The 12,663-nt window shown below is 54.6% G+C and carries 11 protein-coding genes; 4 read left to right on the top strand and 7 right to left on the bottom strand.

Features of this window, described 5'->3' with window-relative positions:
• Positions 1–108 precede the first annotated feature (108 nt).
• Together ABD76_RS17535 and ABD76_RS17540 are read left to right on the top strand one after the other, a co-directional pair.
• Positions 109–1,407 (top strand): IS1380 family transposase, encoded by a 1,299-nt coding sequence (locus ABD76_RS17535; RefSeq protein ID WP_197253375.1) that lies wholly within the window; start codon positions 109–111, stop codon positions 1,405–1,407.
• Positions 1,408–1,615: 208 nt separating this feature from the next.
• Positions 1,616–1,942 carry a hypothetical protein gene (locus tag ABD76_RS17540; protein ID WP_197258510.1) on the top strand — a complete coding sequence of 109 codons (327 nt, stop codon included), beginning with the start codon at positions 1,616–1,618 and terminating at the stop codon, positions 1,940–1,942.
• A 147-nt stretch (positions 1,943–2,089) separates the two neighbouring features.
• On the opposite strand, the gene ABD76_RS17545 is transcribed toward ABD76_RS17540, so the two are convergent.
• From ABD76_RS17545 to ABD76_RS30420, 6 genes are all read right to left on the bottom strand, one after another.
• Positions 2,090–3,544, bottom strand: a complete 1,455-nt coding sequence (locus ABD76_RS17545) for a PDZ domain-containing protein (RefSeq protein ID WP_338125133.1) — start codon at positions 3,542–3,544, stop codon at positions 2,090–2,092.
• A 195-nt stretch (positions 3,545–3,739) separates the two neighbouring features.
• Positions 3,740–5,179: a S41 family peptidase gene (locus ABD76_RS17550; protein WP_197258511.1), complete on the bottom strand. Its 1,440-nt coding sequence runs from the start codon at positions 5,177–5,179 to the stop codon at positions 3,740–3,742.
• A gap of 72 nt (positions 5,180–5,251) precedes the next feature.
• Positions 5,252–6,487 carry a murein hydrolase activator EnvC family protein gene (locus tag ABD76_RS17555; RefSeq protein ID WP_197258512.1) on the bottom strand — a complete coding sequence of 412 codons (1,236 nt, stop codon included), beginning with the start codon at positions 6,485–6,487 and terminating at the stop codon, positions 5,252–5,254.
• Between the two features lie 64 nt (positions 6,488–6,551).
• Positions 6,552–7,463, bottom strand: a complete 912-nt coding sequence (gene ftsX / locus ABD76_RS17560; protein WP_197258513.1) for a permease-like cell division protein FtsX — start codon at positions 7,461–7,463, stop codon at positions 6,552–6,554.
• Positions 7,453–8,139, bottom strand: coding sequence for a cell division ATP-binding protein FtsE (ftsE, locus tag ABD76_RS17565; RefSeq protein WP_197258514.1), 687 nt, complete (start codon positions 8,137–8,139; stop codon positions 7,453–7,455). The genes ftsX and ftsE overlap by 11 nt, the downstream gene beginning before the upstream one ends.
• 350 nt (positions 8,140–8,489) lie before the next feature.
• Positions 8,490–8,690, bottom strand: a complete 201-nt coding sequence (locus ABD76_RS30420) for a hypothetical protein (RefSeq protein ID WP_338125141.1) — start codon at positions 8,688–8,690, stop codon at positions 8,490–8,492.
• Here ABD76_RS30420 and ABD76_RS17570 point away from each other — a divergent pair.
• A complete protein-coding gene (locus tag ABD76_RS17570) occupies positions 8,673–9,350 on the top strand; it encodes an alpha/beta hydrolase (RefSeq protein WP_338125139.1) in 678 nt (225 codons plus the stop codon). The genes ABD76_RS30420 and ABD76_RS17570 overlap by 18 nt on opposite strands.
• A gap of 71 nt (positions 9,351–9,421) precedes the next feature.
• Positions 9,422–10,858 carry a VanW family protein gene (locus ABD76_RS17575; RefSeq protein WP_197258515.1) on the top strand — a complete coding sequence of 479 codons (1,437 nt, stop codon included), beginning with the start codon at positions 9,422–9,424 and terminating at the stop codon, positions 10,856–10,858.
• A 337-nt stretch (positions 10,859–11,195) separates the two neighbouring features.
• Here ABD76_RS17575 and ABD76_RS17580 read toward each other — a convergent pair whose 3' ends face one another.
• A complete protein-coding gene (locus tag ABD76_RS17580) occupies positions 11,196–12,371 on the bottom strand; it encodes a KamA family radical SAM protein (protein ID WP_197258516.1) in 1,176 nt (391 codons plus the stop codon).
• Positions 12,372–12,663 lie beyond the last annotated feature (292 nt).

A 12,663-nucleotide genomic window follows, 5' to 3' on the forward strand; every position in this document is an offset into this window, starting at 1 on the left:
CCTGAATTTCGAAAGTAACTGTGCCTGAAAAATGAAAAAAGGGCCCAAATCTTTGGTAGAATAGTGTTTGCGAAAACAACATCACCCAAAGAGAGGAGCACCTTTTAGGTGAAGTCTACCACACCCGTCAGCAAAATCAAGACTGAATTTTCCTTGCGTCACGCTTCCAGCGTTGGTGGAAGCAAAGTATTCCTGGAGTATCTCGAAAAAATCGAACTGGACAAAGCATTGCAGAACTTGAGCAACATCAAACACAGGCACTCCCTGTTCCCTGTTTTTCGCATCCTGCTCTACCTCATAATCGGCTGGACACTCGGTTGTGAACGCCTTTTTCATTTTCGAGCGTTGCAACAGGATGCACTTGTGCAACGTTTCCTCGGTGGACGCTGTCCACACCACACCTTGCTGTATAAAGAATTGAATCGGTTTGGTAAGCAACCAACTTTCACACTCGACTTGAGAAAGTTGAATCAGCAGGTCATCGCGCCTGGTTTGCCCGATGAACTCATCATGGATCTGGATTCCACCGTGGAAACCGTTTTTGGTCACCAAAAAGGCGCGGCCGTTGGCACGAATCCCCACAAACCGGGACGTAAAAGCTACCATCCGCTGTTGGCTTATGAAGGCCAATCTCGTTTGTGTTTAAACGCTGTTCTTCGTGCTGGAAATACGCATTCATCCACGAATGCCGCTGACTTCCTCCGCCAGACGTTCGAATTGCTTGGTGATCGTCCGGTGAAGTATGCCCGATTTGACAAAGGATTTGGCGGTGAGGACTTTTACGGCTTATGGGAATCCAAAGGAATCGGGTATGTAGGAAAATTGAAATGGACCCAGCGACTTCAAGCGGAAGTGCAACGCTGCTCCGTTTGGAAGCGATTTGTCGATGAGGAGTGGATCATCGAGGGCATTGTACTGGTCTACAAAGCCACCTCCTGGAAGAAAGCACGCCGTGTTGCCGTCATCCGCAAAGCACAGGTGTACGATGGGGATCAATCTCGGCTTCTTCTTGATACAGATTGGCAGTATGAAGCGATCGTCACAAGCCTTGAGTGGGAGCCGATTGACCTGTGGCATTTCTACAACCAGCGTTGCTGCATGGAAAACCACATCAAGGAAGCCAAGCGTGGCTTTTCCATCAACCGCATTTCGACAAGCCGCTTCACCGCGAATGAAATCGACTTGCTAATCAAGCTGTTAGCATACAACCTCTACGAACGGTTTAAACGCGACTGCTGTGAACCGGTTCATCACGGGTATACGATTGCCCGGTTTCGTCAGGAGTTTTTCCTCTGTGCCGCGACCATCATCCAGCATAGTCGGCAGGTGATTCTCAAGTTGGCGAGAGATTTCCCGAACCGCTACACTTGGCTACGGATCGCGACAAAAGTTGCTGCGCTGGAATGACCGCTTCCAAAAATAAACATGGAAATGCAATGCCTCTGTGGGATGGGGAGGGGGAAAATATGCCCTTCTTTTCGAATTAGCGCTCATGGGACTGGATATTTTCTTGTTTATTACAGTTGCTACCCGCCCTAGTAGGTTACTAACTCGCCTCCATTACGGGCTTTCGAAATCTGGGATTATAATAACAGAAGGAGGTGGCTCGTTAGTTATGAGAAAAGCGTATCGAAAAGTACTGGCAGTTTCATTAATCGTTGTTCTGTTAGGAGTGGGAGGTGTCGCAATTTGGGGTTTTAATACAAAATCGAACCTAAATAAAAATACAAACTCTTATGTGAGAAAGGCAACCCCTGAAGAACTTGAAGATGACAAATCTTTCCACTATATCAAAACCATTGGGACCAAACACGGAAATTTTCGGCTTGTTGAATCAGAGGAAAAATTACCGGCGGATGGCATTGTCTATAACACGAGCGATATTGATAAGCATACCAAAATGGTCATTATTAATGATCGGAAATACATTCGAGTGGATTAGAGCATCATTGTGGAAACATAAAAGCCTACCCTCATTCAGCTCCTGATACGCTCTGATCAGCCTTCGGATAAAATATTTCCACTATAAAGAGCACAATAGGCAGCAAAAAAACCCGCAATGGGTTTTTTTGCTGCTTTTATTCCAACTTCAACGCACAGACGAATTCTCCGATGTCCCCTTCCTCCGCGCGCAAGCACCAGCCGCATCCACAGATGCGGGACTCTCCGCTCCCTTCACCAAGCTGTCAGCAACACCTCTGCCAGCGCCCCTCTCTGTCGGCGTGTCCGGCCCGGCGCCCGGCTGCCTCGCTTCCGACGCCGTAGGCTCCGGACGGCCCAGCATCGTCTTCAGCTTCGTCCAAGGGACCCTCAGCAGCGCGAACAGCGACGGCTGCCGCGTCACGGCGACGAAGGCGACGCGATCGTCCGGCGCAAGCAGCACGCCAAGCTGGTGATGCTCGCCGGCATAGAGCGCGCGCTGCAGGAAGCGCACCTCGCCGTCCCGGTTATACACCTCCAGCTTGCAGAACGCCGCATTGGCGCGCAGCGCCTGATGCAGCTGCTCCTTCGTGCGCACCGGGACGCCGTTCGCCTTGGCGATGACCTCGCCAATCCGAATGCCCAGCGCTTCCGCCGGACTGCCCGGCAGCACCGCCAGCACACGCAGCCCGAGCGGATCATGCGTGAAGACCGGGCTGCGCTCGTTCTCCTCGCGGCGGCTGAACCAGATGAGCGCTTCATGCAGCCCAAGCGCCGCAATCGCCGCCAGCGGGACCAGCGGCGGCCACCAGGAAGCCGCCAGCCCGAGCGCAAGCAGAATCGCCGCATAGGCGAACAGGCGCGAGGCGCTTACCGCGGCCTTCTCCTGCGGCAGACGGGTGAAGGTCAGCTCGGAAAAGCCGATGACGACCGGGAACGCGATCAAGGTCCAGCCTTGCTCCCATCCCGTGCCGAGGAGCGGCGTCCACGGGAGCGGCGTTCCCGTCGTCACGGCCGGAAAGAGCAGCAGCAGCGGAAGCGGCCACAGGCTCTGCATCTGATAGGCGCCGACAATCCGGCCCCGCTTGCTCTCCATGAACAACGGGCCGGCCATGCGTGCGGCCTGCTTGCGGATAAGCCAGGCTTCCGCCGCGTGCAGCAGCGCCACCAGGATGAGCAGCCCCGCCGCATCCATCTCCCGGATGGCGGCCACGAACGGCGCGAGGAAGCCTTCCGGCGCCCAGGCCGGCGCGAACGCGTTCAGCGCGAACTGCGCCAAGGCGAGCACGCCTCCGGAGTATGCGAGACATAAGAACCGGACGCGAAATAACAAGAGCAGCAGCGCGACCGCCCAGAGCGCGATGATCGCTTCCGCCGTCAAGGAGACGCCCAGGCCGATCGCCGCGGCCGAGACGGCGAGCCCCGCCAGCAGCCCGCCCAGCCAGGCATGCCACGTATGCTCGATCCAACTGTGCATCTTGACCGCGAACAGCCTTCGCTCAAGGAGCATCTGCCTCCGGTAGAGGAGTGCAATCAATATAATGGATATCCAATAAAATGGCGACAGCAGCCACTGAAGCAGCGCTTCCGCCAAATGAACGCCAATTTCCGTCAGGAGGTCCACTTCATTCGCCCCTTTCGAATATGCGGCTTGCCATATCACCGGCAGATATGCCGCTGCTCCTCTTGGGTAGCGAGGACGGCGCTGCCGCGGGGAATCTAAGCCACGTTTACATGCAAGCCCATACTCTTCGTGTAGCTGAAAAAAGGAAGGCCGGCAAGTTCAAGCTTGCGACCTTCCTTCTTTATTCGACGGCGCTTAGCGAATTTCCTGCTTCACCGTTTCTACCGCTTTTTTCAATTGGGCATCATTCTTCGGATCGCGCATCGCCTTCAAAATGTCGGCTTCCAGTTTCTCCGCCGTCTTCGCGTCGACCTGGCCGGTCGCGTTCAATCCGGCGGCGCGCTGGAACGACTTCAGCGCGGCTTCGGTCTCCTTGGAGAAATAGCCGTCCGTACGGCCCGGCTTATAACCGAGACCATCCAGAATAAGCTGCATATTTTTCACGTCCGCATCGTTCATATCGAACTTGAGCGTTTTGTCCCGCGGAAGCGGCGCGACGCTGTAATATTCCGGCTGATGAACGACAACGTCCGGTTCGATGCCTTTTTCATGAATCCAATTGCCGTCCGGGGTGAGCCATTTCGCGATCGTAATCTTGATTAGACCGCCGTCGCCGGACTCATAACTCGTCTGGACCGTTCCTTTGCCGAAGGTATGCTCGCCGACCAGCTTCGCTCCGGCGGATTCCTTCAACGCGCTCGCCATAATCTCGGATGCGCTCGCGCTGCCCTTGTTGGTCAGCACCGCGATCGGATACGGCTTCACGGCTGTGGACGTGCCCTGGGAGTTGTACTTGTCGCGCTCTTTGTTGCGGTTCTCCACCTGCACAATCGTCTTGCCCTTCGGAACGAACTGCTCCGTCATCTTCTGCACGATATCGAGTACCCCGCCCGGGTTGTTGCGCACGTCGATGACAAGTCCCTTCATGCCCTGCTTCTCCAGCTTCTCCAGTTCTTCCTTGAAGCGGTCGAACGTGTTCATCGAGAACTGGCGCACCTCGATATATCCGATCTTGTCATCCAGCATCTTCGGATAGACGGTCTCGAAGTCCACCTCATCGCGAACGACCGTGAGCTCGATCGGCTGGGATTGCCCTGCGCGCTTGATCATGATTTTCGCCTTGGTGCCTTTCGGGCCGCGAATCTTGTCCACGGCTTCATTCAACGTCTTGCCTGCCAGGCTCTCCCCGTTGACAGAGAGAAGCACGTCCTTCGGCTTCACGCCAGCCTTCTCGGCAGGCGAGCCCTTGATCGGGGATACGACCGTGACCTCGCCGTTCTCCATCGTCACTTCCGCGCCAATGCCCGTAAAGGCGCCTTCGATGCTGTGATTGAATTGTTCGGCTTCCTCCGCCTCCATGTAAGAAGAGTAAGGATCCTGCAGTGCCGAGATCATGCCATGCACAGCCCCGTTCACGATCTTCTCGCGCTCTACCGGGGTTACATACTTATTTTCAATAATGCCGAGTGCGGAATTGATCTTCTGCATCTCCTGCGGGGACAGGCCTTTGCCTGTGGCCGCTGCTTGTCCTCCGCTGGCCAGACTGGGCAAATCCACCGCAGCCAGCGTCACCACGCTGCTTGCCAGCACTGCCGCCCCTACAAGCAAGGCGACCGTCCGTCCTTTGAACGACATTGAATCACCGCCTTTGTCTTGTCCATATGCGCATGCTCAGGTCTTTACTAGTATATGCCATTGCAGTGCATTTTATTTGAGATATTCTTTCGGATCCACCTGTTCGCCGTTCAGCCGCACTTCGAAATGAAGATGGTTGCCCGTCGCGCGGCCCGTCTGACCGACTTCCGCGATCTTGTCGCCGCGCTTGACGGTATCGCCCTTCTGCACCTTGATGCCGCCCGGGCGAATATGGCCATACAGCGTCCAGAGGCCGTTGCCGTGATCAATTATAACACAATTGCCGTAGCCCCCATACCATTCGGCTACGATAACCGCGCCGTCCTCGGCCGCATAGATTGGCGTCCCGCCCGGGGTCGCCATGTCGATGCCGCTGTGGAATGCGCTGCGGGCGCCGGTAATCGGATCCGTGCGGTAACCGAACGGCGAAGAAATATAGTAATCATCTTGCAGCGGCACACCGAGCTTGCCGCCCGAATACGTATAGACCTTCCGCGACGTTTGGCCCGTCTTCCGCTGCTGACGCTGCGCATTCAGCTCATTCTTCTTGCGGATCAGCTCGGCCCGCTGCTTGGCGAATTCCATCAGGAGACGCTCCTGCTCCTCGCTCACGCCGTGGTTATCTTCCGCCTGCTTCTCGTAGCTGGCGATCATGACCTTCTTCTCTTTTTCCTTCAGCTGCAAGTTCTTCTTCGCCTCATCCAGCTTCGCGTACAGCAGTTTGACCCGCTTCAGCTCTGTCTCGATTTCCTTCTTCTTGACGACGGCCAGTTCCTTGTCGCGCTTATGCTCGTTCAAAATTTCCTTGTCCCGCGAAGCGATCGTCTGCATCGAGTCGAGCCGATCGACGAAGTCGGAGAAGCTTGTGGCGCTGAACAACACATCGATATAGGAGACGGCGCCGTTCGTATACATCAGCTGCACGCGCGAATCCAGCAGCTTCTCCCGTTCGGCGATCCGGTGCTTGACATCCTCCAGCTCCTGGGCCGCCTCCTCCAGATTCGCCTCCGTCTTGTCGATTTCGAGCCTGACGTCAAGCATCTCCTTCGTCTTCTTCTCGATCTCGCCGACGACGTAATTCAGATCCTTGGTCGTCTTCTTGATCAGCTTCTCGGCCTGCGCTTTCTGCGCATCGGCCTCCTGCTGCTTCTTCTCCGCTTCCTGCATCTGCCGCTGCAGATCCTGAAGCTGCTTGTTCACTTTATCCAGCTCCGACGCTTCCCCGACCGTCGGCGGCACGAGTGTCAATAGAAGAGCGCCCCCGGCTATCAGGGCAATCCATTTCTTCTTCCATCCTTGCTTAGTCAACACGGTTCCTCCTTACCTGTCATGTGGTTCATCTGCGTCGAGTGTCCTATTTTGAAAAAAGTGATTATACCTTCAAGAACTTCCGTATCGAAATCGTGCTTCCCCATACGCCGATGACGATGCCGAGGCCGAGCAGCGTCCCGCCCACAAGCAGCCAAATATCCGCAAGGGGAACCAGCTTAATAATCATCAGACCGAACTCAAAATGCGTGGTCAGTTGCTGATACCCGTAGAATAACAGCGCGATGGTCACCACCGAACCAATGATGCCGAGCAGAGCCCCTTCCACGAAGAACGGCCCGCGTATAAAGGAGTTCGTCGCGCCGACCAGCTTCATGATGCCGATCTCGCGCTGGCGCGCCATAATCGTCACCTTAATCGTGTTGGAAATGAGAAACATGGCCGTCACGGCCAGGCCGGCAACGACGATCAGCCCAAAGTTGCGGATGGTCGAGGTGACTTTGAACAGCGTCTCGACGGTGCCTTTGCCGTACTGCACCTTCCAGATCGGCTTGGCGCTGTTCGTCTCGTTCAGCATCGAGATTTTTTTGGCCACCAGCGGCACATCATCCGGCTCGTACACATCGACCGTGAACGAATCCGGCAGCGGATTGGTCTCGTCGTTATAACCGGCAAGCAGCTCCTTGCCGTCCTCGCCCATTTGCTGCTCGAGCAGCTTCATTCCTTCCTGCTTCGAGATGAAGACGACCTTGCTTACCTCGGACATATTGCCGATATCGGTTTCCAGCAGCTTCGTCTGCTCCGGCGTCACGTCCAATTGAAGGAAGACCCGAATCTGCACTTGATTGTCGATTTTGTTCGTAATGGCATTGACGTTGATGGACAATACCATGAATACACCGAGAATGAACAGAGAGATCACGATCGAACTTACGGAGGCGAAGGACATCCATCCGTTGCGGAACAAGCTCTTGCTGCCTTCTCTCAGATGGCGGGCCAACGTATTAAAAGTCATATCCGTATTCCCCCCGAACCTCATCCCGCACGATATGTCCGTGCTCAATCGCGATAACCCGCTGTCGCATGGCGTTGACGATGTCCTTGTTGTGCGTCGCCATGACAATCGTCGTTCCGCGGTAATTAATTTCCTCCAACAGCTTCATAATGCCCCAGGAATTCTCGGGGTCGAGGTTGCCGGTCGGCTCGTCCGCGACGATCACCGACGGATTGTTCACGATCGCCCGGGCGATCGCGATCCGCTGCTGCTCCCCGCCGGACAATTGGGCAGGCAGGCTCGATGCCTTATGCTTCAAGCCGACCAGCTCGAGCACCTCCGGCACCCGTCGTTTAATCACCTTCGGCGGAGCCTCGATGACTTCCATTGCAAAGGCCACATTTTCATAAGCAGTCAGCTTGGGCAGCAGGCGGAAATCCTGGAACACGACGCCGATATTGCGCCGCACGAACGGAATTTTGCGCTGCTTCAGCTTCCCGATATTGAATCCGCTGACGACAATCTGCCCTTTCGTCGGAATTTCCTCTCTGTATATAAGCTTCATAAAGGTTGATTTCCCCGCTCCGGATGGACCAACCACATAGACGAACTCATCCTTGTCAATCCGGACAGAGACTCCGCGCAACGCATGCGATCCGTCCGGGTACGTCTTCCACACATCCTGCATTTCTATCAAATGATCACACCCTACGTTATAAAAGATTAGCCTCTACATATTCGACACCCGCACGCCAATTCCTCTAAGAACAAGCGAATTTCAACATCTTTTTCCGGTCCGCAAGAGGTTCGACAATATGCATCATACGGAAAATGTCGATTTGAACCCTGGATCGACCCTGGAAGGAGAAGGCCATTTTCCCCCGCCATGCTCGGTATGTTACAATCTCCATACTTGCCATAGCGGGGTCAATGAACAAAGCAAGATGCGTCAATGAGGAAGGATGGGTTGATTCCAATGAAATCAAGAAAAACGGGTCGTCAAATCATACGATGGATTGTTCTTATCGGCGATTCTGCCTATCTTTGTTATTCCTGCTCATATATATCATCGGTCAGTTCACCCCTTCTCTTAACGTCCTGATCATTAAGCGCTTCTTCGAATGGAAGCCCTTTGCGTCGCCCGCCAATATCGAGACGATCAAGAAGCAAGTCCATGTCGTAAAAGACGTAGTATATGATAAGCACGGAAAGGAGAACAACCTCCTCGATATCTACTATCCGAAGCATACCGGCAAGGATCTCCCCGTCATTATGTGGATACATGGAGGAGGATTCGTATCCGGCAATAAAGAACAAACGCAAGAGTATGGAATGGCGCTGGCCAATGAGGGATATGTCGTAGCGAATATCAACTACGCCCTTGCCCCGGGGCGAAAATATCCGGGGCCTGTCATTCAAGCCAACCAAGCGCTGAAATATTTGCAGGACCATATAGCGGAGTACGGCGGCGATATGAACCGGCTATTCATTGGCGGCGATTCGGCGGGAGCTCACATCGCCAGTCAGACCGCGGCTGTCATAACGAATGGAAACCTGGCGAAGTCGATGGGAATTGAGCCATCTGTCGATAAAAAACAACTCAAAGGGGCCCTATTATACTGCGGTCTTTACAATATGGATAGAATGACCCGGCCCCAATCTTCTTTTATCCTGCGGCTTGGAGTAAATTCGGTATTTTGGTCCTATACGGGAGTCAAAGAGTTCGCCACATTCTCCCGGCTGGATGAGATGTCCACGGTGAACCATGTCACGCCGGATTACCCGCCAGTCTTTAGTATCAATTCGACTTCACTTCTCCCCATGCCGAAAAAACATTGGGGCGAACGTTTGAATTTTCGAGAAAGCATAGCTGACGACAAGAGAGCCGTCCCCCCGCTTTCCAAGTAAAGTTTGCCGCTTCGCGCGCATATAGTGAGAGAGACTGATCTTTTACTTTCTTCACGCAGGAGGCAATCGGTTTGAAAAAAATACATGCGCTATTCATCGCCGCCGCTTCGCTGCTGCTCGCCGTTACCGCCCTGTGGGGCTGGGCGAACAGCTATGCTTCGCAGGACCGCATTCCGCCGGAGGTCCGGCTCTCTTCCTGGGAAGTGGGCGGGATGTCCTTTGCTGCCTTTCGCGAGGAGCTGAATCGGCGGCTGCGGCAATTGGAAGCGACGCCGGTGGAGGTCGCCTTCGGCTCCAGCGGGGTGGCTCCGGTCAAGACGACCTTGTCCGAGCTCGGGGTAACCTATGACGCCAAGCCGTTCTTGGCCGCGCTGAAGCCTTTGCAGGAAGGTTCTCTCTGGGAACGGATAACGGCAAGAAGAAGCTTCAATAAGGATTGGGATCTGCAGTTTCATTGGAAAGAGGATGTATGGAAGGAACGGTTTACGCCGGGCTGGGAGACGGCAAGCTTCGGGAAGCCGGTCAATGCCTCGCGCGAGATTACGAAGGATGACCAGGTCGTCTATACGCCGGAGCGGCAAGTCTACCGCATCGATCGCATGCAATTGGAGCAGTTGATACGGGCCGCCATTCCTCCGGTCTGGTATGAAGGAGGACCCATCCGCATCGAAGCCCCATTGGTGCTGACCGATCCGCCGGTAACAGTCGCCTCCCTGAAGGCGGAAGGCATCGAGCGGAAAATCATCGAGTTCTCGACCGGCTTCGCCAAATCCGAGGATGGGCGCACGCATAATGTCGTATCGGCCGCAAAAACGATCGACGACATGATATTGAAGCCCGGCGATATTTTCGATTACGACAAAGTCATTGCGGAGACAGAGAAAAAGTACGGCTTCAAGGAAGCCCCTGTCATTTATAACGGGAAATTGGTGCCTGGCATCGGCGGCGGCATCTGCCAAGTATCGAGCACGCTCTACAATGCGGTGCTCCGGACGGGACTGGAAATCGTCGAACGGCGCAATCATTCCCTGCCGGTCTCGTACTTGCCTCTGGGGCTGGACGCAACCTTCTCCCAGGGCTATATCAATTTCAAATTCAAAAACTCTACCGGCAAACACCTCCTTATCCGGACGGAGACCGAAAACGGGCGCTTGACAATTAAATTTTTCGGCACGATGGATAAGAACCTCGCCTATAAAATGGAGACGAAAACCGTCAAGGTCCTGGATCCGCAAGTGAAGTACGTCAAAAACCCGCATCTGACTGCGGGCACGCAGCAGGTGCTGCAGCAAGGCAAAAAAGGCTATGTCGTCGAATCGTACCGCATTAAAATGGTGAATGGGAAAGAGGTAGAGCGCGAGCGCATCGCCATGGACACCTACCAGCCTCAACCGTCGCTGATCGCCGTGAACAACGGCAGCGGTACCGTTCCGGCGAAGCCGAAGACCGAGAAGGAACCGATTGTGGAGGATGGAATCAACGGGCCTGATTTCAAGCCGAATACATAATCGGAGCTGTTCCCGCGGAGCAGGCCGCTCGGATGTCTTGCGAGCATACGGACGGCATGCAATACAGCCTTGGCCGTACGGGGCCAAGGCTGTTCCCTGTTCAAGATGCTGTTTCTTATGGGTCGCCCGACCGCCATGCGGTGAGCGCCGCCTCTTCATAAGAATGAAGTTGGATCCGGATACAAGGCGATAGCTTGAGTCGCCGCCATACCCTCTAGTCGGTCGTCCTCCTATGCGGCCCTTCCGAAGATGGATAGGCCAGACTGTTCAGTTGCGCCGGAGTCGGAACCGGTCAACGCAAAAACAAAGCGGACAATCGACAGGGCGGAACTTTGCATTACGCATCCCTCTTCGTTCGACGCTGCGGCATGTCCGGCAGCGCATTGACGGACACGACGTCCTCAATCTTCTTCACCGGCGGCGTCCAGAACTGCTCGTTCCCCGGCAAATCATCGAACCAGGCCGCGTCGTCCGGACAATCGAGCACCATGAAGCGACCGTAATGGTTGTCGCGGGATTGATGATATTTCAGATACGCCTTGCCGTTTTCGATCGCCAGAATCTCGATCTTCCCTGACGTGTGGCTCATCGAGAGGCGGACCCGCTTCCCTAAGCCGGATGTCTTCGCCTTCGCTTCCTCCACCAGACGGTACACATCCTTCAACGGAAGCACGAATTCGCTATTCCCCGCAACCGGGCGATTGATGAAGAAATAATATGGCGTCACGCCTGCCCAGGACAGCTTGTCGAGAAGCTCGCCGAGCACACCGGCATTATCATTGATGCCGCGGAGAACGGGCGTCTGATTGACGACGATGGCGCCGGCCTGATGGAGCGCTTCGAAGCCCCGCTTCGCCTCCGCCGTAATCTCGCGCGGATGGTTAATATGAGCCATCACATAGATGCGCTTGTCGGCCGAGGAGAACTCGCGGATCGTCTCCAGCAGCGCTTCGTCTTCATAGATTCGCATCGGATTGAATACGGGCATCTTGGATCCCAGGCGGATGATTTGCACATGCGGGATGGCGCGAAGACGTTCCAGAATCATTCTCAGCTTCGGTGTCGCGAGGATGAGGCTATCCCCGCCGGTTAACAGGACATTGTTGATTTCGGGGTGCTCGGCAATATAGGCCAAGCCGGGATTGACATCAGACATTGCTTCTTTGACATCGTTGCGGAAGAGGCGCTTGCGGAAGCAGTATCGGCAATAGGCGCCGCATACCTCCGACACAATTAACAAGGCGGTGGTGCCATACTTGTGCTGGCAGCCGGGGACGACATAGTTGGTGTCCTCATCCGAGGCATCCCAACGGCCGTACTCCTGCAATTCACCCGTGTTCGGAATCACTAGCTTCCGAATAGGGTCATCGGGGTCGTTCCAATCAATGAGGTTCAAATAATAGTCATTTACACGAAAGACGAACTTTTCCGTGATTTGCTTCAGCCGTTTCCTCTCCGTCTCGGGTATCTGCGTGATCTTCTCGATGTCGGTAACGTACTTCGGCATAGGCATGGACATCCCTCCTGTATACAATTGTATAGGCCAATGAAAGCGCCTTCCTGTAATTATACAACAAGTAACATATGGTGACAAATGAAGGTCTTGTTAACATTTACGTTCAAGTCCCGCCAATTGATGCCAGTTCTTCTTCGGCTCGGTACCCTCTTGAAGGCTCTTTTAGCCAGTATCCCATCCCGTCAGTACCCTTCAGAGGCTCTTTTGGCCAGTATCCCATCGGGGCAGAATGCCCTTGCTGTGCAAGACTGTTTGAACGACCGCCTTTATATTACGCTAGAGTCCGACT

The sequence above is a fragment of the Paenibacillus dendritiformis genome (assembly GCF_015845845.1).
Taxonomy (GTDB): Bacteria; Bacillota; Bacilli; order Paenibacillales; family Paenibacillaceae; genus Paenibacillus_B; species Paenibacillus_B dendritiformis_C.